General features: G+C 71.9%; 23 protein-coding genes. 17 read left to right on the top strand and 6 right to left on the bottom strand.

All coding sequences use genetic code 11. The annotated features are described in order from the left end of the window. Positions 1-828 precede the first annotated feature (828 nt). From P3T41_RS15795 to P3T41_RS15755, 9 genes are all read left to right on the top strand, one after another. Positions 829-2,280: an ATP-binding protein gene (locus P3T41_RS15795; protein ID WP_280690479.1), complete on the top strand. Its 1,452-nt coding sequence runs from the start codon at positions 829-831 to the stop codon at positions 2,278-2,280. Then, positions 2,277-2,714 (top strand): roadblock/LC7 domain-containing protein, encoded by a 438-nt coding sequence (locus P3T41_RS15790; protein WP_280690478.1) that lies wholly within the window; start codon positions 2,277-2,279, stop codon positions 2,712-2,714. Before P3T41_RS15795 ends, P3T41_RS15790 begins: the two co-directional genes overlap by 4 nt. Then, entirely contained in the window at positions 2,711-3,088 is a 378-nt protein-coding gene (locus tag P3T41_RS15785; protein WP_280690477.1) for a DUF742 domain-containing protein, read from the top strand. The genes P3T41_RS15790 and P3T41_RS15785 overlap by 4 nt, the downstream gene beginning before the upstream one ends. After that, positions 3,081-3,677, top strand: a complete 597-nt coding sequence (locus P3T41_RS15780) for an ATP/GTP-binding protein (protein WP_280690629.1) — start codon at positions 3,081-3,083, stop codon at positions 3,675-3,677. Before P3T41_RS15785 ends, P3T41_RS15780 begins: the two co-directional genes overlap by 8 nt. Continuing rightward, positions 3,674-4,990, top strand: a complete 1,317-nt coding sequence (locus P3T41_RS15775; RefSeq protein ID WP_280690476.1) for a cytochrome P450 — start codon at positions 3,674-3,676, stop codon at positions 4,988-4,990. Before P3T41_RS15780 ends, P3T41_RS15775 begins: the two co-directional genes overlap by 4 nt. Positions 4,991-5,150: 160 nt before the next feature. Further along, a complete protein-coding gene (locus tag P3T41_RS15770; RefSeq protein ID WP_280690475.1) occupies positions 5,151-6,233 on the top strand; it encodes a polyprenyl synthetase family protein in 1,083 nt (360 codons plus the stop codon). A gap of 65 nt (positions 6,234-6,298) precedes the next feature. Continuing rightward, a complete protein-coding gene (locus tag P3T41_RS15765; protein ID WP_280690474.1) occupies positions 6,299-7,933 on the top strand; it encodes a prenyltransferase/squalene oxidase repeat-containing protein in 1,635 nt (544 codons plus the stop codon). Continuing rightward, positions 7,930-9,291 carry a cytochrome P450 gene (locus P3T41_RS15760; protein WP_280690473.1) on the top strand — a complete coding sequence of 454 codons (1,362 nt, stop codon included), beginning with the start codon at positions 7,930-7,932 and terminating at the stop codon, positions 9,289-9,291. Before P3T41_RS15765 ends, P3T41_RS15760 begins: the two co-directional genes overlap by 4 nt. Next, complete coding sequence (locus tag P3T41_RS15755) at positions 9,288-10,259, top strand: terpene synthase family protein (RefSeq protein ID WP_280690472.1); 972 nt, start codon at positions 9,288-9,290, stop codon at positions 10,257-10,259. The genes P3T41_RS15760 and P3T41_RS15755 overlap by 4 nt, the downstream gene beginning before the upstream one ends. A 22-nt stretch (positions 10,260-10,281) precedes the next feature. On the opposite strand, the gene P3T41_RS15750 is transcribed toward P3T41_RS15755, so the two are convergent. Continuing rightward, entirely contained in the window at positions 10,282-11,448 is a 1,167-nt protein-coding gene (locus P3T41_RS15750) for an aromatic ring-hydroxylating dioxygenase subunit alpha (RefSeq protein WP_280690471.1), read from the bottom strand. Between the two features lie 488 nt (positions 11,449-11,936). Here P3T41_RS15750 and P3T41_RS15745 point away from each other — a divergent pair, with 488 nt between their 5' ends. Further along, entirely contained in the window at positions 11,937-13,331 is a 1,395-nt protein-coding gene (locus tag P3T41_RS15745; protein WP_280690470.1) for a lytic transglycosylase domain-containing protein, read from the top strand. A gap of 71 nt (positions 13,332-13,402) precedes the next feature. Here the strand turns inward: P3T41_RS15745 and P3T41_RS15740 are convergent, their stop codons facing one another. Together P3T41_RS15740 and P3T41_RS15735 are read right to left on the bottom strand one after the other, a co-directional pair. Further along, positions 13,403-13,789 carry a carboxymuconolactone decarboxylase family protein gene (locus P3T41_RS15740; protein ID WP_280690469.1) on the bottom strand — a complete coding sequence of 129 codons (387 nt, stop codon included), beginning with the start codon at positions 13,787-13,789 and terminating at the stop codon, positions 13,403-13,405. Continuing rightward, the gene (locus P3T41_RS15735; RefSeq protein ID WP_280690468.1) at positions 13,786-14,451 is read right to left on the bottom strand and encodes a class II aldolase/adducin family protein; all 666 of its coding nucleotides are present in this window, start codon (positions 14,449-14,451) and stop codon (positions 13,786-13,788) included. The genes P3T41_RS15740 and P3T41_RS15735 overlap by 4 nt, the downstream gene beginning before the upstream one ends. Positions 14,452-14,578: 127 nt before the next feature. Between P3T41_RS15735 and P3T41_RS15730 the strand changes: the two genes are divergently transcribed. Then, on the top strand, positions 14,579-14,965 hold the full coding sequence (locus tag P3T41_RS15730) for a MerR family transcriptional regulator (protein WP_280690467.1): 387 nt from the start codon (positions 14,579-14,581) through the stop codon (positions 14,963-14,965). 45 nt (positions 14,966-15,010) lie between these two features. Here P3T41_RS15730 and P3T41_RS15725 read toward each other — a convergent pair whose 3' ends face one another. Then, entirely contained in the window at positions 15,011-16,627 is a 1,617-nt protein-coding gene (locus P3T41_RS15725; RefSeq protein ID WP_280690466.1) for an amidohydrolase, read from the bottom strand. A gap of 125 nt (positions 16,628-16,752) precedes the next feature. On the opposite strand from P3T41_RS15725, the gene P3T41_RS15720 reads away from it, so the two are divergent. Next, complete coding sequence (locus P3T41_RS15720) at positions 16,753-17,400, top strand: TetR/AcrR family transcriptional regulator (RefSeq protein WP_280690465.1); 648 nt, start codon at positions 16,753-16,755, stop codon at positions 17,398-17,400. Between the two features lie 36 nt (positions 17,401-17,436). Here the strand turns inward: P3T41_RS15720 and P3T41_RS15715 are convergent, their stop codons facing one another. Then, the gene (locus tag P3T41_RS15715; RefSeq protein WP_280690464.1) at positions 17,437-17,850 is read right to left on the bottom strand and encodes a MarR family winged helix-turn-helix transcriptional regulator; all 414 of its coding nucleotides are present in this window, start codon (positions 17,848-17,850) and stop codon (positions 17,437-17,439) included. Between the two features lie 50 nt (positions 17,851-17,900). On the opposite strand from P3T41_RS15715, the gene P3T41_RS15710 reads away from it, so the two are divergent. Then, positions 17,901-18,068: a hypothetical protein gene (locus P3T41_RS15710; protein ID WP_280690463.1), complete on the top strand. Its 168-nt coding sequence runs from the start codon at positions 17,901-17,903 to the stop codon at positions 18,066-18,068. Here P3T41_RS15710 and P3T41_RS15705 read toward each other — a convergent pair. Further along, positions 18,055-18,888 carry an alpha/beta hydrolase gene (locus tag P3T41_RS15705; RefSeq protein WP_280690462.1) on the bottom strand — a complete coding sequence of 278 codons (834 nt, stop codon included), beginning with the start codon at positions 18,886-18,888 and terminating at the stop codon, positions 18,055-18,057. The two genes, P3T41_RS15710 and P3T41_RS15705, sit on opposite strands and share 14 nt — an antisense overlap. A 300-nt stretch (positions 18,889-19,188) precedes the next feature. On the opposite strand from P3T41_RS15705, the gene P3T41_RS15700 reads away from it, so the two are divergent. From P3T41_RS15700 to P3T41_RS15685, 4 genes are read left to right on the top strand one after another with little or no spacing between them, the layout of a single operon-like run. Beyond that, positions 19,189-21,462 carry a xanthine dehydrogenase family protein molybdopterin-binding subunit gene (locus P3T41_RS15700; protein WP_280690461.1) on the top strand — a complete coding sequence of 758 codons (2,274 nt, stop codon included), beginning with the start codon at positions 19,189-19,191 and terminating at the stop codon, positions 21,460-21,462. Next, positions 21,459-22,391, top strand: a complete 933-nt coding sequence (locus P3T41_RS15695) for an FAD binding domain-containing protein (protein WP_280690460.1) — start codon at positions 21,459-21,461, stop codon at positions 22,389-22,391. The genes P3T41_RS15700 and P3T41_RS15695 overlap by 4 nt, the downstream gene beginning before the upstream one ends. Further along, a complete protein-coding gene (locus tag P3T41_RS15690; RefSeq protein ID WP_280690459.1) occupies positions 22,388-22,882 on the top strand; it encodes a 2Fe-2S iron-sulfur cluster-binding protein in 495 nt (164 codons plus the stop codon). Before P3T41_RS15695 ends, P3T41_RS15690 begins: the two co-directional genes overlap by 4 nt. After that, positions 22,866-23,849 (top strand): amidohydrolase family protein, encoded by a 984-nt coding sequence (locus P3T41_RS15685; protein WP_280690458.1) that lies wholly within the window; start codon positions 22,866-22,868, stop codon positions 23,847-23,849. Before P3T41_RS15690 ends, P3T41_RS15685 begins: the two co-directional genes overlap by 17 nt. Positions 23,850-23,966: the final 117 nt, after the last annotated feature.

Genomic DNA, 23,966 nt, shown 5'->3' with positions numbered 1-23,966 from the left:
CCCCCGCCGACCGGCACTCGTCCGGCGCGGCCGCGGGACCGCGGAGGCATGGCGCATCGCCCCTGATGGGATGCGCGCGCCGCCTCACGCCACCACCCTGGCCCGCCCGGTCTCTCGCGGACAGGACCGGAGGTCCCCCCGCGCAGGCACCGACGGCCGCCCGTTCGCCCTCCCCGAACTGCCCGAAAGCGCAGCCGGGCTGCCGGAAGGACACAGCGGGGCTCGCAAGGCACCGTGGCCTCGCGGCGCCTCCCACGCGCCTCGGCCGGATGGTCGTCAGAACTGAGAGCGACCGGCAATCGGTGGGGTGCCGGACGGGTGAAGGGGCGTCATCTACCAACGGCCATGGGGAGTTGACGCTGAGTTATGGCCCACCCCCTACTGCGTGAGGAGATCAACTTCGCGTAAGCTGGCGGGGCTTTGGCATGGCACGACCGAGACGCGACAGCGCCCGGCCAGTACTGGCACCGGCTTCCCATTGTCCTCAACGGAGTTCTGATGGACCTGATCACCTGGTATCTGCGGCAGGCATCGTGTGGCGGCCCTGTCAGAGACCGGTGGAAGCACCGCTGCTGATGAACCGTCGGCCGTCGGAGGCACGTTCCTCCGATGGAGCCGCCGCGCCGGCAGCGCCGCGAGAGATCCCCGCGGGCGTGGCCGGCCACTCGCTGCTCAGGCGGCTCCCCTGACCGGCCTGAGCGCGCTTCGCAGCAGCCACAACCTGCCGCGAGGTCTGCACCACCTCCCTCGTCCGCTGGCGTCCCGGAGGCCGGCGCCCCGCCGAGCCGAACCCGGGGCCCAACCCCTACCCCCTAGGACCCCTCCCCCGTGACATCCCACTCAGAACTGGCCCTCGGGCTGGGCGCCGTGGCTGTTCTCATAGCCATCGCAGCGCTGCTGCTGGCACGATCGCGCAGGGAACTCGCCCGTCGCAACCAGGTGCTGGCGGCATCTCTGAAGTCCGCCGAAGAGCTGGCCCGGTCCGCCGAGGAGCTCGCCCGGTCCGCCGACCAGCGCCGGCTCACCGCGGACTCCCAGGCGCAGGACGCGGCAGCCCGCGAGGCCGGGCTCCGCGACGAAGTGCGTCACCTGCGCTCCGTCCGGCTTCCCTCCCTCGCGCTGCACCTGATCAGCTCCCACCTCCCCGTTCCGGGGCTCCTGCACGAAGACCTGGCGGGGTCGGAGGGCGCGGAGCTCGTCGATTCCGTGATCGAGGTCGTGACCGGCATCGTCCTCAAGGAACGCCGTCGGGTGGACGCCGCGGCCAGGGCGGCGCTGCGCGGTTCGAGCCAGGACTCGCAGGCCCTGTCGTACCGTCTGCAGACGGAGATCGAGGCCCTGCAGAACGAGTTCAGCGCGCCGCGGCGCCTGACCGAGCGGCTGCTCGCCACGGACCACCTCAACGAGCAGAACCTGCGCCTCATCCAGCGGACCGCGATCGTCTGCGGGGCCTGGCCGGGCCACGTCCGCAAGGACACCTACGTGGCGGAGGTCGTGCAGGGCGCCTCGTCGCGACTGCGCGGCTTCGACCGCGTCAAGATCAACTCTCGGCTCGGCTCCTCCGACATCGGTGTGGTCGGGCGCGCGGCCGAGCCCATCGCGGTGGTCTGCGCCGAGCTCATGGCCAACGCGCTGGAGCACTCGCGGGACGACCTCGCCGTGGAGGTCAGCCTGATCCAGACCGGCAACGGCAGCGTCTGCATCACGATCGACGATGCGGGCATGGGCATGACCTCGGAGGCTCTCGCCCGGGGTGTCCGGCTGACCTCCGGTGAGCAGCAGGAAGTGATGCTCACCGAACTCGGTGACCCGCCGTCCCAGGGCTTCGCCGCCATCGGCCGCCTGGTCGCCGACTACGGGTTCCACGTCTCCATCGACCATCCGTCTCCCTATGGCGGGGTGCGCGCTGTGGTGTCTGTTCCCCCGAACCTGCTGACCTCGATCGACCAGGAAGCCGAGCCCCCGTCGGCGATGGCTCCGATGCCCACCGTGGCTCCCCAGGTCGCCAAGCGGCCCGCACCGGCTGCCCAGGCCGCGCAGGACGCCCAGGCCGACTGGGACGCGGGCCCCACCGCGCCGACCGCCGCCGGGGCCGCGCCGGAGCTGCCGCAGCGCCGCCGTCGTGCCGCCACGGCGCCGACCACCGCGAGCGCCGCCACTGCGACGACGCCGCCGCCGTACCGCGCCCCGGACCCGGAGCGCGAACGCGACATCTGGACGGCCTTCCAGGAGGGCCACGCCAGCGGCCGAAGCGACACGAATTCAGAGGGAGAGCTGTGACCGCGCCCGACAACTACACCGGAACGGACCAGTCCGCCTGGTACCTGAATCCCATCACCGAGATCAGGGGCGTGCGGCATGCCCTGATCATGACCCTCGATGGGATGGTCCGGGGCAAGTCCCAGAACCTCACGGTCGACGAGGCCGACGGCATAGCCGCGATGACCGCGGCGATGCACGCCGCCGCCCGCGCCGCCACGAACACGGCGCTGGGTGCGGGGGAGAACCTTCCCATCCAGACCGTCACCGCGGTGAACGCGCTGGGCACCTACATGGTCATGCCGGCAGGTGCCGGGACCAACACCTTGATCGCGGCCGCCGGCGACGAGGAGATGCCGATGGGTGTGGTCGCCCACACGATGGCCCGCCAGGCGAAGAAGCTCGGCGAGCAGGTCATGTCCGTTCCCGTCCGCAGCGGAGAGGCCGGGTCGTGAGTCGCGGTCAGCAACAACGACGTCTGCTGCCTGCCTATTTGGCGACTGGAAGCAGCAGCATTCCCGTCCCCAGCACTCTCGATTCGCTGACTGCCCTGCGTGCCACGGATGTTCCGCTCGCCTCGTACCACACGGCGGTGCACCAACGACTGGTCCAGCTCCTCGCCGACGGTGCGCTCACCGTCGTCGAGGTGGCGGGCTATCTCGGTCTACCGGTCAGCGTCAGCCTCGTGTTGGCCGAGCAACTCGTCAGCGACGGTCGGTTAAAGGCCACTGTGCCGCTCCCGGGCGCCCTCGCCCCGTCGAGCGCCGGGCGCCCGTCGAAGGAAGTTATGGAAGAGGTCTTGAGTGGACTCCGCGCCCTCCTTGTCTAGCCCGCGTCCCGTCTACCTGCCCGAGGGGGACCACCGAAGGGTCAAGATCCTCGTCGCCGGCCCGATCGGCGTCGGCAAGACGACAGCGATCAGAACGCTCTCGCAGATCCCGACGCTGCACACCGACGAGGTCATGACGGACGCTGCGGTCGGCGTCGATGACCTCAGCCTGGTCGGACTGCGCAACAAGAGCACCACCACGGTGGCCATCGACTTCGGCCGGCTGACCCTGCCCGGCAACCGGGTGGTCCTCTACCTGTACGGCACGCCGGGGCAGCGCCGGTTCCTCCCGCTCTGGGACGGCATCGCCCACGGTGCCCTCGGTGCGCTCGTCCTGGTCGACACGCGGCGCCTGGACGAATCGTTCGAAGTGATGGATCTCATCGAGGAACGCGGTTTGCCGTACGCCGTCGCGGTGAATGTGTTCCCGGAGTCTCCCGACTACGACTTGGAGCTGTTGCGTTCGAAGCTGGACCTTGCCCCGGACACCCCCCTGGTGACCTGTGACGCTCGCGTGAAGAACAGCAGTCTGACTGCTCTGGTCGAGCTGACCGCCCACTCCTTGTCCTTTACTGGAGCAGAAGCGTGACGATGACACCTGCCGCTGTGCCGGTGCCCCTGCACGGCGCCGAGCACGCCGCCGACCCCCAGCGCAGCTACGAACTGCTGCGCCTGCAGGGGGCCGTCGGCCTCGCCGAGATAGCCCCCGGTGTCGTGGTCCACCTGGTCACCGACTACCGCGCCGCACTCGACCTCCTCCAGGACGTCGAAACCTGGACCAAGGACACCCGCGGCTGGCTGCCCCAGGTGCCGCAGGACAGCCCGATCCGGCCCAACGTGGAGTGGCGGGACAGCCTCTTCTACGCCGACGGCGAGTACCACGCCCACCTGCGCAAGGTCATCACGGACAGCTTCGGGCTGCTCGACCCGCACGACGTGCGCATGGTGACCTTCCGTTACGCCGACACGCTGCTCCAGGAGTTCGCCGACGCCGGCACCGTCGACCTGGTCAGCCAGTACGCGCGGCAGCTGCCGTTGATGATCTTCAATGCGCTGTTCGGCATGCCGGACGAGTTCGGTCCCCAGCTCGTGGACGCGCTGTCGGCCATGGTCGACAGCGACCCGGCGCGGCAGGCGGCGGGCGGCCAGGCGTTCGGCGCGTACCTCGGCACCCTGTACCAGACCAAGGCCGCACAGCGGGGCCACGACCTGACCTCCTGGTTCATCGACCACCCCAACGGTCTGAACCAGGAGGAGGCCGTCAACCAGATCCTGATCACCCTCGGTGCCGGGAACGAGCCGCTGTCGAACCTCATCGCGAACACCTGTGTCCGGATGCTGAGCGACGAGCGCTACTTCGGCACCCTCACCACCGGCAGCCTTCCCGTCCAGCACGCCATCCACGAGGCGCTGTGGAAGAACTCGCCGCTGGCCAACTACAGCCTCCACTTCCCCAGGAAGGACCTGACCTTCCACGGCACGTTCCTGCCGGCCGGCTCGCCGGTCATGGTCTCGTACGCCGCCGCCAACACCTGCCCGCACGCCGGCGTCCCGGCCGACGGCTACCGCTCCGGCACCAAGGCGCACTTGGCCTTCGCCGCCGGTCCGCACGCCTGCCCGGCCCGTGACCTGGCCATGCAGATCGCCACGGCCGCCATCGAGCGGCTGGCCAGCTACCTGCCGGACATCGAACTGGCCGTTCCCGCCGATCAACTGACCTACCAAGAGGGCCCCTTCCACCGGACACTCACCGCGCTTCCGGCCCGTTTCACCCCGCTGGCCCCCGATGCCAGGGGAGCCACCCCCTGGAGCCGGAGCCCGGCCGGCACCGCACCGGGCACGTCATCGGGCACGTCACCGACCTCGCCGGCGGGCCCGCTGGCCGCCACGGCGTCGCCGTAGCCGGCCCGCCACCACCGTGACGCCGGCGGAGAAACCGCCGGCGTCACCACGCGCGGAGCGGCGCGTGCCGTCCCCCCTGTCCTCTGTCCGGGCCGAAGCCACCGTTGTCCAGGCGGAAACCCCCAGCACGGCCACCGACCGAAAGGGAACCCAGGATCCAATGACGGACACGCTGCCAGAGACCGCGCTGCCCGACCTCGTCTCACTGCGGGACCAGGTCGGTGCGGCCCTCACCGGCTTCCTGCACGCCAAGGACAGGAACCCGCCGGGCATCGAGGTGATCCACCTCACCAGCACCCTCCGCAAGCTCCTCTCCGGCGGAAAACGACTGAGATCCGTGCTCTGCCTCTACGGTTGGCATGCCGCCGGAGCAACCGGCGACGCGACGGCCGTCGTCCGCGCGGCCGCCAGCCTCGAACTCTTCCAGGCCTTCGCCCTGGTCCACGACGACGTGATGGACAACAGCGACATCCGTCGCGGGACGCCGTCGGCGCACCGTGCGCTCGCCGCCGCCTACAGCGCCGACGGCGGTCCGCGGGACCGGGCCCAGGCGTACGGGCTGGGCGCGGCCATCCTGCTGGGCGACCTGGCCCTGGTGTGGTCCGGTGAACTCCTGCACACGGCGGGCCTCGACCCGGACCGCCTGGCCCAAGTGCTGCCCCTGGTCCACGACATGCGCAGCGAGGTCATGTACGGCCAGCTCCTCGACCTGCAGACCACCGGCCGGCTCTCCGCGGACATCGACACGCCACTGCACGTGATCCGGTACAAGACCGCCAAGTACACCATCGAACGGCCCCTGCACATCGGAGCCGCCCTGGCCGGGGCCGGCGCTCCGGTCCTCGACGCGTGCACCGCCTTCGGTATCCCGCTGGGAGAAGCGTTCCAGCTGCGCGACGACCTGCTCGGGGTGTTCGGCGATCCCGCCGAGACGGGCAAGGCGATAGTGGACGACCTGCGCGAGGGCAAGGCCACCGTGCTGATGGCGCTCGCCGTCCAACGGGCCTCCGCCGCCCAACTGAGCACCCTGCGAAGCCTGGTCGGCCGAAGCGATCTGAACGACGAACAGGCCGCCGAGGTCCGCGAAGTCCTCGAGTCCACCGGCGCTCGGCAGGCCGTGGAGCGCATGATCACCACTCGCTACGACGCCGCCCTCACCGCCCTGGACCAGGCCCCCTTCCCGGAGGCCGTCTCCGCCGGTCTGCGCCGGCTCGCCCAGGCCGCGACCACGAGGCAGATGTGACGGACCGTCAGGGAGCAGGTGTCACAGCCGTGAGAGGAGAGGGCGTTTCGATGGGTGCCGCGCACATGAGTACCGAGCAGACGAGCACGGCCTACGCCGAGCAGGCCACCCGTCTGGTGGCCCGGGTCGACCAGGACGGCTGGGGCAGTGTCCGCCCGTCCCTGTACGAGACGGCCCGGGTCATCTCGGCCGCGCCCTGGCTGCCCGGGGAACCGCGCAGGCTCGACTACCTGCTCCAGGCGCAGGCGCCCGACGGCAGTTGGGGCGAGGGGCCGGAGCCGTACCGGCTGCTGCCGACGCTCAGCGCGGTGGAGGCCGCGCTGGCGGTCCTGCTGCGCGGCGCCGGATCCGACCAGCTCGGTGCCCGGCTCAGGGCGGCGGTGGAGAAGGGGATCGCCGCCCTGCGGCTGCTGCCCTCGGCAGGCCCGTGGCCGGACACGGCCGCGGCCGAACTGCTCGTCCCCAGCCTGGTCAGCAGGATCAACGAGCAGCTGGACCTGGCTGCCACCGAGGGACTCGCGGGTCTCGGGCCCTGGCAGGCCGGGCCGCGGCTCGCGGTCCCGGGCGGCTACCACGAGGCGGCGCCCGGGTACGTGGCGCAGCGCTACGAGGCGGCCGGTCGACTTCCCGTCAAGTTCCACCACACGTTCGAGGGCATAGCCGCGCACCTGGCGCCGGTGCTGATACCCGAGGCGCAGGGGCTGCTGGGCAGTTCACCGGCCGCCACCGCCGCGCTGGCCGCCGCCTCGCCCACCGCCGCCGCCACCGCGCGGGCGGCCGCCGAGCTCGGCGCCGTGGCGCAGCGCTACGACGGCCTCTTCCCCGAAGCGGCTCCGATCCTGGTCTTCGAACGCCTCTGGGTGGCCGCCGCGCTGGCCCGCGCCGGACTGCCCGCCGCCACGCTGCCGACCATCCGCGGGTGGGTCGAGCGGATCTACGATCCCGCCGGGGTCCGCGGCGCGCCCGGCCTCATGGTGGACGCCGACGACACGGCCATGGCCGTGCTGGTGGCCGCGCTCGTGGGCCGGCCGCAGGACCCCGCGCCGCTCGCGCTGTTCCACAACGGCAGCCACTACGACTGCTACATCGGCGAGGACACCGGGTCGGTCACCGCCAACGCCCACGCGCTGCAGGCGATCGGCGGCTACCTGGAGCAGTGTCCCGAGGAGCAGCACACCTACGGGCCCCGGATCCAGCAGCTGGCCGCCTGGCTGGTCGACGCGCAGCAGCCCGAGGGGCACTGGCCCGACAAGTGGCACGCCTCCCCGTACTACGCCACCGAACGGTGCGTGACCGCGCTCGCCCGGTACGGCGGCGAGGGCGCGACCGCGGCCGTCGACGCGGCCGCCGCCTGGACGCTGGACACCCAGCGCGACGACGGTTCCTGGGGCGTGTGGGGCGGCACCGCCGAGGAGACCGCCTATGCCGCGAAGATCCTGCTGGCCGCTTCCGGACCCTCGCGCCCGGCGCGGCAGGAGAGCGCCCTGGACCGCGCCGAGGCCTACCTGGACGCAACGGCCCCCGGCCACCGGCACCCCGCCCTCTGGCACGACAAGACCCTGTACGCACCGGGCGCGATGATCGAGGCGGAGGTGCTCGCGGCGCGGGAGCTGCTGCGCACCCGGCACGGCTCGGCCGGTCAGCGGACGGCCCGCGCGGACCACTCGTACGGATCCGACCTGCAAGGAGCACACACGTGACCGCCGACCTCCGGCACCCGCCGACCGCACCGGGGCGACTGCCGCTCGTCGGCCACGCCGTACCGCTGATCAGGGACCGTCTGGCGTTCATCCAGCGCCTGCGCGCGTACGGGCCCATCGTCCGCATCACCATCGGCCCGAAGTCGGTGACCGTGGTCAACTCGCCCGAGCTGATCCAGGAGATGCTCACCGCCAAGGCCGACCAGTTCTCCAAGGGGCTGCTCTTCGAGAAGCTCAAGCTCTTCGGGAAGGACGCCCTGCCGGTCGCCGAGGGCAAGCCGCACCTGCAGCGCAGGCGCCAGATGCAGCCCGCCTTCCACCGGGAGAAGATCAGCGGCTACGTCGACACCATGCGGGACACGGTGGAACCGTCCATCGCGGGCTGGCACGACGGGACCGAGCTCGATCTGAAGACCGAGATGCAGCTGATGACCCAGGGCGTCATCCTGTCGGTGCTCTTCTCCTCGAACCCGCGCAGCAGCGCCGCGCGCGAGATCCTCGACAGCGTCGACCTGGTCTTCATGGTCGCCCTGCGGCGCGCGCTGCTGCCCGTGCCCCTGCTCGAGCGGCTGCCCACCCGGCGCAACCGGCGGGTCAAGGACGCCGGCGACCTCCTGCGCACCAAGGTCGCGGAGATCATCGAGGACCACCGGGCGAACCCCGACGCCTACGACGACATCGTCTCGCTGCTGCTCTCCGTCGGGGACGGGAACGGGCAGGCGCTCACCGACGACGAGATCCTCTCGGAGGTCACCGGGCTGCTCGCCGCGGGCTCCGAGACCACCGCGGTCGTCCTCGCGTGGCTCTTCTACGAGCTCGGCCGCAACCCCGAGTTGGAGCAGCGGCTGCACGAGGAGGTCGACGCCGTGCTCGGCGGCGACCGGATCACCGTCGAGCACGTTCCGCGGCTCACCTTCACCAGCCGGCTCGTCAGCGAGACGCTGCGCCTGTACAGCCCCGCGTGGCTGGTGACCCGGCAGGCCGTCTCGGCCATGAGCCTGGGCCCGTACGAACTGCCGGCGGGGGCGGACCTGGTGTGGAGTCCGTACGCGCTGCACCGGGACCCCGACCTCTACCCGGACCCTGAGCGGTTCGACCCCGACCGCTGGCTGCCGGAGCGCCCCCAGCCGCCGAAGGGCGCCTTCATCCCCTTCGGCTCCGGGAAGCGCATGTGCATCGGCGACGCGTTCTCGCGGACCGAGGCGACCATCATCACGGCGCTCATCGCCTCCCGTTGGCGGCTGCGGCCGGCCCACCAGAACGCCGTCCGCCCGGTCGGCGAGATCACCGTGCACCCCTCGTCGCTCCAGATGGTGGCCGAGACCAGGCAGCACGCCCCCGCCAGGGTGACGGCATGACCGACACCGGCCACCCGGCCCTGCGTCCGCTGCCGATGCCCGACCTCGGCCGCTCCTTCCCGGGGCCCTTCGCCATCAGCCCGCACGCGCACGCCATCGAGCAGCAGGCTCTCCAGTGGCTCGGCGAATTCCCGCTGATCAGCTCGCCGCGCGCCCGCGAGGTGTTGTGCAACATCACCGGACACGGCATCGCCCGCACCTTCCCGACGGCGGACCAGGACGGCCTCTTCCTCTGCGCCGACCTTCTGCTGTGGCTGACCGCCTTCGACGACGCGTACGGCGAGGCCACCGGAGCCCGTGACCCGGCCGCCCTGGTCCGCAGGATCGCCGAGTGCGTCCACCTGCTCGCCGGCCACGCCGAACCTCCCGGCGAGACCAGCGTGTTCGGCGCTGCCCTGCGCAACCTCCTGGACCGCCTACGGCAGCGGGCCACGGTCACCCAGTACCTGCGGCTCACCGCCCACCTGCGGGACAACCTCTTCGGCATGCTCTGGGAGGCCCAGCACCTCGACCACCCCGAGCTCGTGAGCCTGTCCGACTACCGCGCGATGCGCCCGCACACCGTCTTCGTGCGCACCGTCATGGCAGCCGCCGAGGTCACGCTCGACTACGAACTGACCGAAGCCCAGCGCAGTTCGGCGGCACTGCGAGAGCTGGAGTCCGCCGTCGCCGACCTCGCCGGCTGGATCAACGATCTCGCCTCCTACCGCAAGGAGGCGGCCCAGGGCGGCCCGGCCCCCCTGAGCCTGCCCACCCTCCTGATGCGGGCGCACGACTGCGACCTCGGCGAGGCCTTCCGCCTGGCCTCCCGGATGTGCGAGGACGAGGCGGCCAGGGCCGGCGCTCTGATCACCGACCTGACCGGCACCGGCGATGGCGAGGGTGCGCTGGGCGAGCACGCCCGGGCCCTGCAGTCCATCGCGTCCTCGTACGTCTGGCACATAGCCCACTCCCGCTACCGGTCCTGACCGGCCGGATCGCCTCCCGCAGTCACGTTCCGGCGCCGGGTGCCGCCGGCGTCGGGCCGTGGCACAGCGGGGCGGTAGGGCACGCGGCGGTCTGGGGGTGGAGCGGGACGCCGTTGGTGCGCAGCACCTCGCGGACGTCCAGGATCAGGGGGAAGACCTCGTGGTTGCGGTCCTCGCCCTGCTCGTCCCACGCCCGTTGCTCGGCTTCGACGGCCATCCGGTCCTCGGCGAACACGCGCTCGGTGAAGCGCCTGATCAACGGCCAGGCGAGTTGGAGAACACCGGGAATTCCGGGCTTCTCGATCATGAGCAGGCCGTAGGCGTGGCAGGTGCGCTGCGCGGCGTCCTCGGGGACGTACGCGACCCAGAGGCGGAAGGCCGGACGTTCGGCGTTCTCCGGGACCAGGTCGAGGGTCTGGTACGGGTACTCGGTACGGATGGTCATGACGTCGCTGGAGTCGCGGCCACCGAGGCCCTCGCCGGCCAGCAGACCGGCGCCGCGGTTCCGCTTCCCTCCGGCGTGGGTGAACAGGTACCTGGCCTCCACCGACCGCGCATCGGTCCGGTAGCCCAGCAGCTCGGGACGGAGCTTGCCGACGACGCCCCGGTGCAGGAACTGGTGGTTCATGTCGAGCAGGTTCTCGTGCATGAACGAGTAGTGGCAGCGCACGGTCCGGGAGAAGGTCATGGTCTTGTATGCCGGTGAATCGAAGGCCGGCAGCTCCGGCAGCGCGGTGACCGCCGCCTTCTCCGGGTCACCCGGGAAGACGAACACCAGACCGTACGCCTCGCGGACCGGATAGCCCCGCACGCCGCGTGGCGGCCGGCCGTCACCCTTGGAGAGGTACGGAATCTGCGAGATGCGGCCGTCGCCACGATAGGCCCACGCGTGATAGCAGCAGCGCAGCGCCTCACCCTCCACGACGCCCATGCTCAGCGGCACCTGACGGTGCGCACACCGGTCCTCCAACGCGTAGACGGCACCGCTCGCGCCGCGGTAGAGCGCGATCCGCTCACCGGCGAACGTGGCCGCGAACACCCGCCTGCTGCGCACGCTTCCGGACAGCGCGACCGGGTACCAGAAATCCGGGTTCGCCCCGATGCGCCGCAGGTCGGCGATCCCGGAATCCGGATCGCGGCGCTCCGAGCGCCGGCTGCTCCTGGCCCCGTCCGAGTCGGTCTCGGTCATACCTCTGCCTTTCACGCGGGACGCAGGCACGGACGGTGACGGCTCCCACCAGGACATCACCGACCCGCCGATGCGGCAGACGAGCACAATGCTTCCCATCCTCGCGGCCACCGGCCGCCCACGGCCTGCCCAGTGCACCCGGAGGGATGAGCGGCCCATCGACCCGGCACCGGGTCACAGCGGGGACGGGTGTCTCGGACGGCCGGCCCGACCCGGACCTGCGCCGCCCGCCGGCTGACCAGCTCCGGTACCGGCGACTGTCTCACCGAGACCGTCCAGCGAGCCGAGCCGCCCGGCATGGGCCTTTCCTCGGGCCCCCCGTGAACCCGCGTCACCTCGGCATGGTCTGATGCTGAGGCCGACCGGCTGTCGACGGTCGAGACCGAACTGTGGGACCCGAGTGGAACCTGATGGGCGGTCGGTTCGTCCAATGACTGACCGCAGCACCGTCGGAAGGAGTTCACGTGGCCGGGTGGATACGGAAACGCATGCTGTTCCAGACAGCCGGGGTGTTCGTCGCCCTCGCTGGCGCGGCGGCGCCGTCCGCACCCCTGACCTTCGCTTCACCGGTGGCGTTCGGTGCGCCCGCGACCGCCGCGGGCGGGGCGACGACGGCCGGTCAGCCGCCGCTGGACGGCGGTGGCCCCCGGCCCCTGCCGCAGCCGCCGGCCACGGTGGCCGGATCGCCCTTCGCGGCACCGAGCGGGACGCCGACCGGGACGCCGACCGGGACGCCGAGCGCCGGACCGGTATCGCCTGCGATGTCGCTGTCCGTGGACGGACCCCGGCTGCCGGCCACGGTCTTCGCCGCCTACCGCAACGCCGAAGCATCCCTCGCGCGCACCGACCCCGGCTGCCACCTGCCGTGGCAACTGCTGGCCGGCATCGGCCAGGTGGAGTCCGGCCAGGCCGATGGCGGCCGGGTCGACGCCGCCGGCACGACGTACACGCCGATCCTCGGTCCGGCGCTGGACGGGACCAACGGCTTCGCCGCGATCCCGAACGCCGTCGGCGGCACCTACGACGGCAGCGGTTCCTGGGCTCGGGCCGTCGGTCCGATGCAGTTCCTCCCCTCCACCTGGGCGGAGTGGGGCGCCGACGGCAACGGCGACGGGAAGGCCGACCCCAACAACGTCTGGGACGCGGCCATGGCTGCCGGCCGCTACCTCTGCGCGGACGGTCGTGACCTGTCGGTGCCGGCCCAGCTCGACCGGGCGGTCCTCGGCTACAACAACTCCACCGACTACCTCAACACGGTCAAGAGTTGGATGGCCTACTACCGGACGGGCGCCTCGACCGTGCCGGACCTGTCGGCCGGGCCCGGGCCGGTGGCCGCCGTGTCGACCGCCTCCGGGTCGTCCGGTACGCCCGGGTCGTCCCCGGTACCCGGCCCGGTCGCGGTGCCCACCACCGCGCCGCCGGCCACGGCCGCACCCACGGCGCAGCCGTCCGCCACCGCTTCGCCCACGACCACCCCAAGTGCCACCCCCAGCGCCACCGCCACTGCCACTGCCACTGCCACCGCCTCGCCGTCGCCGAGCGCGAAGCCGTCGCCCACCCCGACCGCCACCGCCTCGCCGTCGCCGAGTGCGAAGCCGTCGCCCACCCCCACCGCCTCGCCGACGGCTACCCCGAGCCCGACGCCGACCGCCTGCCCGTCCCCGACGGCCGGCGCGTCCGCTTCGCCGAGCCCGTCGACCTCGACCTCGCCCACCGCCTCGCCGTCGCCTTCCGCGACCCCGACCCCGACGCCCTCCGCGTCCGCGACCCCGGGCTCCCCGGCGCCCTCCGGCACCCCCACGCCGAGCTGCGAGTCCCCCTCGCCCACGGCCGCCGCGCCGACGAGCTCCCCGAGCCCGTCGCCCTCCGCGACCGCCAGGTGAGCGAAGCGCCGGGCGCCGCGAGCAAACTCGCGGCGCCCGGCGCGATGGGGCGGCTGCCGCACCAGCTACCGCTACTCCGGCAGGAGTTCGGCGATGATCTCGGTACCGAGCGCGTAGGCGGGCACGCCCGCGGTGATCAGCGCGGTCTCGGCGACCCCGATGAGGTCGGCGATGCCGGCGCCGGCATGGAGTGCGCCCTGGGCGTGGATCCGGGCGGGATGTGCCCGGCCGAGGGCCAGCAGTTGGCCGAAGTGGACCAGTTGCTGCACCCGCCCGCCCAGCGGACTGTCGGTCAGCACGATGTGCCGCAGTGCCGCGACGGCCTCTTCGGTAGGCAGCCGCCCGAAGTCCCGGGCCAGGCGCAGCCGGTCCTCGACACCACTGGGAACGGCTCCGAGGGTGGCGCGGTAGCGGTCCCGTACGGCCTCGGCACGTCGGGCGAGGGCGTCGTCCGTCATGACGAGACCCGTGCGATCGAGGCCCGCACAGCCTCCAGAGCTCCGTCGGGGAAGTCCACGGCGCCGCCGATGGCCACCGCGGCGAGCTCCGCCTCGGCGCTCTCCTCGATCGCCACCAGGAGGTGGGCGGTGGCCGCCGAGTCGGGGCCGAACACCAGCAGGCCGTGGTTGGCCAGCAGGACCGCGGCCGTCGTGGGCCGTCGTTCCAGGACCTCGGCGATGCCGCGGACCGATACGTCCGACCCGCGGGGTCCCCAGGGAACCACCGGGACGTCCTCGGCCTGTCCGAAGCGCAGCATCGGTTCGGTGCGGCACGGCAACGCCCTGTGCGCCACGGCGAAGGCCGTCGCGGCGGGGGAGTGGGTGTGGATGATCGCCCCCACCTGAGGGCGGGCGCGGTAGACGGCGCTGTGCATGGCGATGATCTCGGCGCTGACGGACCGCAGTTCTCCCGCGAGGACCCGCCCGTCGAGACCGACGGTCGCCAGCTGCTCGGGCCGCAGGCCGCAGACGAACCCCGGTGTCAGCAGGAAGCGTTCGCCGTCGAGCCTGGCGCTCAGGTTGGCGTGTCCGGAGTGGGACATCACCCCTGCCGTGAAAAGTTGCCCGGCGGCTGCGACGAGCTGCTGGGCCTGCTCGTTCGCCGTATGTGTGTCTGTCATCCCGGTACCTCGAAGTCTGTTGCCAGCGGCCGCTCGTTCGCCGCCGTCCACGTGCCGACCACTCTTCAACTTGAACTAAGGTTCAAGTCAAGGCTAGGCGAGGAGAGGGCGGAACAGGGTGTGCGCGATGACGATCGGCCGGCTCGCCGAGGCGACCGGGGTGCCCGCGTCCGCGATCCGGTTCTGGGAGCGCCACGGCCTGCTGCCCGTGCCCGAACGGCAGGGCGGGCAGCGGCGCTATCCACCGGAGGCCGCTGAACGGATCGTGCTGCTGCGCAAGTGCCAGCAGGCCGGACTGACGCTGGTCGAGATCGGCGAACTGCAACAGGACCAGCCGCGCAGGCAGGCGATGATCCAGGCCAAGATCGCCGAGATCGAGCAGCGCGTGGTCGATCTCGACCACGCGCACCAACTCCTCACCCACGCCCTGCACTGCGGTGAGGAGGACATCGTCGGGTGCCCGAAGTTCCGGGAGCAGATGGCGCAGTGGCGGACGCCGCCCCCGGGGTCCTGAACTCGGTGGGCCGCGTGCTCGCCCGCCGACCGGGCGGGCGGGTGTTCAGCGCGTCGGGGCGTGGACGGTTCGGCCGCCGACGAGGGTGTGGGTCGGGTCGAGGTCGCGCAACTGGTCGGTGTGGCAGGTGGTGGGGTCGGTGGGCCACAGGGTGAGGTCGGCGAGGCGGCCGGGGGTGAGGGTGCCGCGCAGGTGGCTCTCGCCGGTGAGGCGGGCGGCGTTGACGGTGTGCAGGGCGAGGGCCTCGGCGCGGGTGATGGCGTGCTCGGGTCCGCGGACGCCGGTGACGGTCTGACGGGTCGTCATGCCCCACACCGAGCGCATCGCCCCGTACGCGCCGACGGGGTAGTCGGAGCCGCCGGTCACCAGGGCGCCCTGGTCGAGCCATTCGCGGGCGGGGAAGAGGCGGTCGACCCGCTCCCGTCCCCAGAAGCCGTCCTCGACCTCGGCGGTGTCGTGCAGCAGCGGCTGCTGGATGGTGACCGGGATGCCGAGTGCGATGGCGCGGGCGCGCTGCTTGTCGTCGGCGAGGCCGCCGTGTTCCATCACGAGCATGTTGGCGGGTAGGCCGGGGTTGCGTTCCAGGACCTGCTGGTAGGCGTCGAGCAGGGTGCGCACGCCGCGGTCGCCGTAGGCGTGGGTGCCGACCCGCCAGCCGCGCCGGACCACGGCCTCGACGGAGCGCACGAGGGCGTCGGGTTCCCAGGTGAGGGTGCCGTAGAAGTCGCCGTGGTCGCAGTAGGGCTCTTCGGTGGCGCCGGCTTCCAGGCCGCCGTCGAGGACGAACTTGACGCCCCAGACGCGCAGCAGCGGGTCGGCGGTGTAGCGCCAGTCCTGCATGCCGTCGAGGAGGTCCTCGATCTGGGCGGGGTCGGTCATGCCGATCGCGGAGACCAGGGCGCGCATCCGGACGTTGAGGGCGCCGTCGCGCTGGGCGGCTTGCAGGACGGCGAGGTCGGGCAGCGGGACCATGCAGTCGCGGACGGTGCCGATGCCGGTGGCGGCGTAGTCGAGGGAGGCGCGGCGCAGGCCGTCGACGCGGGTGGTCAGGTCCGGCGGCGGGAGGAGGCGCTCGACCAGGCTCATCGCGTTGTCGATCAGGCGGCCGTTGAGCTGTCCGTGTTCGTCGCGGCCGATGACGCCGCCGGGCGGCGTGGGAGTGTCCTCGGTGATGCCCGCGAGCTTCAGGGCGAGGGTGTTGACGACGTCGTTGTGGCCGCCGCGCTTGACCAGGATCGGGTGCCGGTCGCTGGCCTGGTCGAGTTCGGCGGCGGTGGGCATCCGGCGCTCGGCGAGGTTGAGTTCCTGCCAGTTGGTGGTGGTGCGGATCCACTGGCCCTCGGGCGTGGTCGCGGCCCGCTGCCGGATCAGGTCGAGGAACTCGGCGATGGTGTGGGCCTGGTGGACGGGGACGTCGTGGGCGCTGTGGCCGGCCAGGATCAGGTGGGTGTGGGTGTCGTCGAAGGCGGGCAGCACGGTGGCGCCGGGCTGGTCGATGACGGTGGTGCGCTCGGTGATCCAGTCGTCCAGGCCGTGCGGGTCCGGTGACAGGGCGGCGATGCGGTCGCCGACGATCGCGAGGGCCCGCTGCGGCTTCTGCCCGGCGACCAGGGTGTGGACTGCTGCGGCCCGCAGCACGGTGTCGGCTCCTCGAACTGCCATGACCAACTCCAAAGTAGACTAGACGATCTAATCTAGAGGCTAGCACTGAGCAGCCATGATGAATGTTGTTAGACTGGGTGATCTATTGCGTGGCGGATGTCCGCACGCCAAGAGCAGGAGCGCCGATGCCAGCATCCCCCACCCCACCCACTGCAGGGCGGCGCAACGCCAAGCAGGACGCGATCCGCCAGGCCGCCATGCGCGTCTTCCTGCGCCACGGCTACGCCGGCACCAGCGTCGACGCGATCCTCGCCGAGGCGGGCGTGTCCCGCCAGACGCTCTACAACCACTTCGGCGGCAAGGAAGGACTCTTCCGCGCCGTCGTCCAGGACGTCCTCGACCAGGTCCTCGGCACCCTCGCCGACCAGGTCGAGGAGACGGCTCTCGGCGAATCCGACGACCTCGAAGCCGACCTCACCCGCCTCGGCACCACCTGGGCCACCGTCATGCTCCAGCCCCACGTCCTGGCCCTGCGCCGACTCGTCATCGGCGAGTCGACCAACTTCCCCCACCTCGCCCAGACCTGGAACGAACGCGGCCCCGAACGCCTCCAGCAGTACCTGCTGCGCGCCTTCGGCCGCCTCGCCGACCGCGGCCTCCTGCGCCTCGACGATCCCCAGGTCACCGTCACCCTCTACGCCCACAGCATGGTTCTCGTCCCCGACCAGGCCATGCTCCAACTCGGCGCGACGCCCGACTCGGCCACCATCGACCGCTACATCACCGCAGCTGTCCGCATGTTCCTGGCCCGCTACGCCACCACCACGGGCTGACCGGCACGGCTCGCCGACGCGGTGCGGACGGCTGGCTCAGCTGCCGTGGCTCTCCGGCGTTCCCGTTGCGGTCGGCATGGCGGTGGCGACGGCGGCGAGCAGTCTGTCGAGCTGGGCCAGTTCGGCGCCGGGCAGGGAGCCGAAGATCTGGCGCAGCAGGTGCTCGCCCGCCGTGGTGCCGGCGGCGAGGGCGGCGGCACCTTGGGGGGTGAGGGTGACGAGCTTGGAGCGCCGGTCCTCGGGGGAGGTGGTCCGCTCGACGAGTCCCTCGGGCTCCAGGGCCTCGACGGATTGGGTGACGGAGCGGGGAGCGTGGCCGAGTGCTTCGGCCAGTGCCGACTGCTGCAGGGGGTTGCGGCGGGCGAGGACTTCCAGGACTTTGGTGCGGGCCAGGGAGAGGCCGCCCGCTGTCATGGTGTCGTCGACCTCCTTGCGCAGGTGGTGGCCCACCGCGAGGTGGTGTCGGCGACCCGCAGCACGGCGCCGACACCATCGTGCGGTTGGCGACCGATCCCGCGTTCGCCGCGAGCAGCGGTGGGTTCTACGGCGCCAAGGGCGCCGAGCCGCTGGCCTGCCCGCGGGCGGGACACGACGAGCAGGTCCAGCGCGAACTGTGGGAGGCCACCGCCGACTTCCTCCAGGAGACCGGTGCGGTCATGCGGAGATGAACGCGAGCAGTTCCTTGTTGACCTCCTCGGCGTGCGTCCAGATGAGACCGTGCGGGGCGCCCTCCAGCACCACCAGCCGGGCGCCGGCGATGCGCTGGGAGAGCGGAATCGCGGTCGAGCGCAGCGGCAGCGTGCGGTCCGCGTCACCGTGGATGATCAGCACGGGGACGTCGATCCTCGGCAGGTCCGCGCGGAAGTCGGTGAGCCAGGCCGGGACGCAGTCCAGGGTGGCCTTGGCGGAGGCCGAGACGCCGACGTTCCAGCTGTACTGGACCACCTGGTCGCTGACCCGGTCGCCGCCGAGCACGTCGACGTTGTAGAAGTCGGCGAGGAAGTCCGCGATGAAGGCGGGGCGGTCGGCGCGGATGGCGCCCTGGATCTCCTCGAAGACGATGCCGTCCACGCCGTCGGGGTTGTCGTCGGTGCGCAGCAGGAACGGCGGCACCACGCCGAGCATCACCGCCTTGGCGACGCGCGCGGAGCCGTAGGCGCCGAGGTAGCGGGTGACCTCGCCGGTGCCCATCGAGAAGCCCACCAGGACCACGTCCCGCAGGTCGAGGTGGGTCAGCACGGCCTCGAGGTCGGCCGCGAAGGTGTCGTAGTCGTAGCCGAACGCCGGCTTGTCGGAGGCGCCGAAGCCGCGGCGGTCGTAGCTGATCACCCGGTTGCCGGCGGCCAGCAGCGCGGCCACCTGCTTCTCCCAGGACGCCCCGTTCAGCGGCCAGCCGTGGATCAGCACCACGGGCCGGCCGGTGCCGTGGTCCTCGTAGTACAGGTCGATGCTGCTGGAGTTCTCTTCGCCGACCGTGATGAAGGGCATGGTGCCGGTCCTGTCGTTCGGGCCGAACAGCGTTGGCTGCACGGTTCGTTGATCTTGGCGGGCACCAAACTAGGTCGGCGTCGGGCTGCGGCTTTCCTCTGCACGCACCGGCTCTGTCCTGCGCGGGTGATTCGCGCCGGGCAGTGCACCAGGCCTGTCCTCGGAGCGCACAGGAGTACTCGTCGCTCTGGTCACGACGCGGGCGGCCCATACATTGAATTCGTTCGAGCACTCTCAGTGTGCGCGTGGCGAGTTCACGGTCACTCCCCGCAAACAATCACGAGGCGCAGAGGTGGAGTCGTGGAGCAATGGACCAGGCGCGAGGACAGGCGGCTGCTCACCGGGCGGGGCCGCTTCGTCGCCGATATCGCGGTGCCGGGTTGTCTGGACGCGGTGTTCGTCAGAAGCAGGGTGGGCCACGGCACTTTACGTGAGGTGGACTGCGCCGCCGCGCGTGCGGTGCCCGGTGTGGTGGGGGCCTGGTCCGCCGCGGACCTGGCGGAACTGCCCGCGGTTCCGTACACGTTGCTCGCCAGGCTCTCCACGGAGGAGGCCGTGGCCGGTCGGGAGTGGCCGGCGCTGGTGAAGGACCGGGTGCGGTACGCGGGCGAGGCGCTGGCGGTGGTGCTGGGGGAGGACCGCTACCGGGCCGAGGACGGGGCGGCCGAGGTCTCCTGCCAGGTCGATCCGCTGCCCGCGATGGTGAAGCCGTCCGCCGCGGTGGACGATTCGGTGCGGCTGTTCGACGGGTTGAGCAACATCGCGTTCCAAGGCGAGGCCGGGAAGCCGGTCGAGGAGTCGGTGTGGCGCGAGGCGGCGGCCGTGGTGGAGGGCCGGTACCGCCAGCAACTGCTCATGCCCACACCGATGGAGTGCCGCACGATCCTCGCCGTGCCCGAGGGGGACCGGCTGACGGTGTGGTCGGGGCACCAGATGCCGCATCGGCTGCGTCGTGAACTGGCGGCGCTGCTGGGGTGGTCGGAGGACCGGGTGCGCGTGGTGGTGCCGGACACCGGCGGGGCGTTCGGGTCGAAGAGCGCGGCGTTCCCGGAGTTCGTCGTGGTCGCGTTCCTGGCGGTGAAGCTGGGTCGCCCCGTGCGGTGGATCGAGGACCGGCTGGAATCCATGCTGGTCGCGACCCGGGGACGGGGCCAGGACCAGCGGGTGCGGCTCGCGGCCGACGCCGAAGGGCGGTTGCTCGGCTACGAGTTGAAGATCGACGCCGACGTGGGCGCCTATCCGCACCTCGGGGCGGGGCTGCCGATGCAGACCGCCTGGCTGGCGACGGGCCCGTACACCACGCCTCAGGTGCATGCGACCGTCCGCTCGGTGCTGACCAACACGATGATGACGTACCCCTATCGCGGTGCGGGCCGGCCGGAAGCGACGATCGCGCTGGAGCGGGCGATGGATGTGATGGCACGTCAGCTCCGGCTCGATCCGGCGGAGTTGCGGCGGCGCAACTTCATCCCACCCGAGAGCTTCCCGTACCGGACGCCCACCGGTCGGTGCTACGACAGCGGGAACTACGTCGCCGCGCTGGACCTGGCGTTGGAGACCCTGGGGTACGACAAGTGGCGGGCCGAGCAGGCCCGGCGCCGCACCGATCCGGCCGCCCTGCCGCTGGGCATCGGCCTGTCCTGCTACGTGGAACGCTCCGGCGGCGAGGCAGGCGGACTGCACGAGTTCGGCAGCGTCGAGGTCGGCGAGGACGGCACGATCACCGCTCGGTGCGGTGCGGCGCCCAGCGGGCAGGGGCACGAGACGGTCTTCGCCGCGCTGGTCGCCAGGACGCTGGGGGTCGCCGAGGAGCGGGTCCGGCTGGTCGAGGGGGACACCGACGAGCAGCCCGAGGGCCTGGGTTCGTTCGCCAGCCGCTCCGCCCAGGTGGTCGGCGCGTTGCTACAGCACGTCGCACGGCGGCTGGTCGACGAGGCACGGGAGCGGGCCGCGCGGCTGTGGGAGTTGCCGGTGGACGAGGTGGCGTGGTCCAACGGCCTTGTGCATGCCGCCGAGAGCGGCTCGGCAGCCATCGAGGTGGCGGAACTAGTGAAGGTCACCGGGCCGTTGCGGGTGGCCGACCGGTTCGAGTCGGGGATGGCCTTTCCGTTCGGCTCCCACGCGGTGGTGGCCGAGGTCGATCCGGAGTTGGGCACGGTGCGGCTGCTGCGGGTGGTGACCGTGGACGACTGCGGCGTGGTGCTCAACCCCGTGCTCGTGCGCGGGCAGGCCTTCGGGTCGGCCGTGCAGGGCATCGGCCAGGCGCTGTACGAGGGGATGACGTACGACGAGGACGGCGTGCCGATGCTGGCCTCGGGCCTGCTGGACTACCTGCTGCCGACGTTCACCGAGGTCCCGCCCATCGAGGTGAAGGACACCTGCACGCCGAGCCCGAGCACGCCGCTGGGCGCGAAGGGCGCGGGCGAGTCGGGGTGCATCGGCACGCCGGCCGCGATCGTCAACGCGGTGGCCGACGCGCTGCGGATCGCCGACCCCGACCTGTTGCAGATGCCGCTCACCCCGGACGTGGTCTGGCGGGCGGCCCGCGCCCCGAAACTTCAGGAGGTCCGGTGAAGCCCGCCGCTTTCGACTATGTCGTGCCGCGCACGGTGCCCGAGGCCGTTGCGGCGCTCGGCGACACCGGGCGCAAGGTCCAGGTGCTCGCCGGTGGGCAGAGCCTGATCCTCGAGATGCACCTGCAACGCATCCGCCCCGAGCTGGTGGTGGACATCAACCGCATCGCCGGGCTCGACCGTTTGAGCGTGGACGGCGACACGCTGCGGGTGGGCGCGCTGGTCCGCCATGGCGTCTTCGAGTCGGCGCGGGCCGTGCCGGGCCCGCTCGGCACGCTCTTCGCACGCGCCGTGGTCAACATCGCGCATCCGCCGATCCGTTCCCGCGGCACGATGGTGGGCAGCTTCGCCTGGGCGCACCCCGCCTCGGAGTGGTGTGCGATCGGCACCGCGCTGGATGCCGACATCGAGGTGCAGGGCCCGGCGGGCAGGCGGGTGGTCGCGGCTCGCGACTGGTTCCACGGTCCGTACCGGACCGCGCGCCGACCGGAGGAACTCATCACCGCCGTACGGTTCCCGTTGCTCGGCGACGACACCGGGGTCGGCTTCATCGAGCACCGGCGCACGCACTTCTGCTTCGCCCAGGTGGCCGTCGCCGCCGCGCTGACCGTGCGCGACGGGGTGATCTGCGAGGCGCGGATCGGCCTGGTGAACTGCGCCGACCGGCCGCTGCGGGCCCGCGCCGCCGAGCAGGCGCTGATCGGCAAGGAGCTCGGGCCGCCCGTGGACGGCTACCGGCCGCCCGAGGACCATCCGTTCGCCCACGCGGGCCGGATCGCGGCGGCGCGGGATGCCGCGCCCCTGGCGGAGCCGTACGCCGACGTCGAGTACAAGCGGCAGGCCATCGCGGTCCTGGTCGGCAGGACGCTCTGCCAGGCGGCGAACGACCAGCGGTCGCGCGCCGCCCAGCTCAAGGGAGACCAGCAGTGAAGATCACCCTCACGGTGAACGGTGCGGCGTATCCGCTCGACGTGGAGCCGCGCCGCATCCTCGCCGACGTGCTGCGCGAGGACTGCGGGCTGACCGGCACCCACCTGGGCTGCGAGCACGGCATCTGCGGGGCGTGCACGGTGCTGGTGGACGGCGAGGCGGTCCGCGCGTGCCTGATGTTCGCCGTGCAGTGCGACGGCAGCTCGGTGCGCACCGTGGAGGGGCTCGCCGCGCCCGACGGTGAACCGCACCCGCTGCAGCGGGCGTTCTCCGCCGAACACGCCCTGCAGTGCGGCTTCTGCACCCCGGGCTTCCTCATGGTGGCGGCCGGGGCGCTGGAGGCCGATCCGAACATCGGCGACGACCCGGAGCGCGTCGACGGTCTGGTCGGCTCCAACATCTGCCGGTGCACCGGCTACGAACCCATCCGTCGCGCCATCCTGCGGGCCGCGCGCGAGCAGCAGGGAGATCGAGATGGCGTCAACAGGTGAGATCCGCGCGGGGATCATCGACGTCCACGCGCACTGGCTGCCACGCGACCTGCTCGCCCTGCCGCCCGGCTCCCCGCTGGGCGGGATGAACGACCGCGACGGCGAGCTGTTTCTGGGCGATCGTCCGCTGTCGCTTCCGACGGCGGCGATGACGGACATCGGCACCATCGTCGCCGACACCGTGCGAGCCGGTCTCGGCTGCCGGGTCATCTCGGCGCCGCCGTTCGCCTTCCCGGTGCACGCGCCGGCGCAGGCGGACGACTACATCACCGCCTACAACGAACAGTTGGCACAGGCGGTGTCGACCACCGACGGCACGCTCGTCGGACTGGGGTTGGTGCGGCTCGACGATGTGGGTGCCGCCCGACGGCAGTTGACGCACCTGGCGGCGTTGGACGGCGTCGCGGGCGTGGCCGTCCCGCCGCTCGCCGACGGTCGCTCCTACGGCTCCGGCGTCATGCGCGAAGTGCTGGCCGTCGCAGCGGAGTTGGATCTCGCCGTGCTGGTCCACCCGATGCAGCTGCCGCGGCCTGAGTGGGCGGAGCACTATCTGGTCAACCTGATCGGCAACCCGGTGGAGAGCACCACCGCCGTGGCATCGGTGCTGCTGGACGGCGTCCTGGAGGACCTGCCCGACCTGCGGATCTGTTTCGTCCACGGCGGCGGCTGCGCGCCGTCGCTGATCGGCCGTTGGGAACACGGCTGGCGATCACGGGCGGACGTGCGCCGGGGGAGCAGCCGCCCGCCGGCCGAGTCGTTCGCGCGGCTGTACTTCGACACGATCACGCATGATCCCGAGGCGCTGCGGTTGCTGCGCGCCCACGCCGCGCCGGATCGAATCCTGTGCGGCAGCGACTACCCCTTCGACATGGCGCAGCCGGACCCCGCGGGCTTCGTGCTGGCGGGCGGCATCGATGCCGCGACGCTCGAAGCCAACGGCCGCGCGTTCCTGGGGATCGGGTCCTGATCCGACAACTGGTTCGTGTCCATGGTGCCGCGTCAGCACAGCCGGGTCAGCAGTCATGAACTGCGGTTTCCGTGACAGCAGGGCCACTTCCTGTGACAATGGTCGGCGCAGGTCTGT

Origin of the sequence: Kitasatospora sp. GAS204B (genome assembly GCF_029892155.1) — a bacterium.
Lineage (GTDB): Bacteria > Actinomycetota > Actinomycetes > Streptomycetales > Streptomycetaceae > Kitasatospora.
This window is presented reverse-complemented; position numbering and strand designations above follow the sequence as displayed.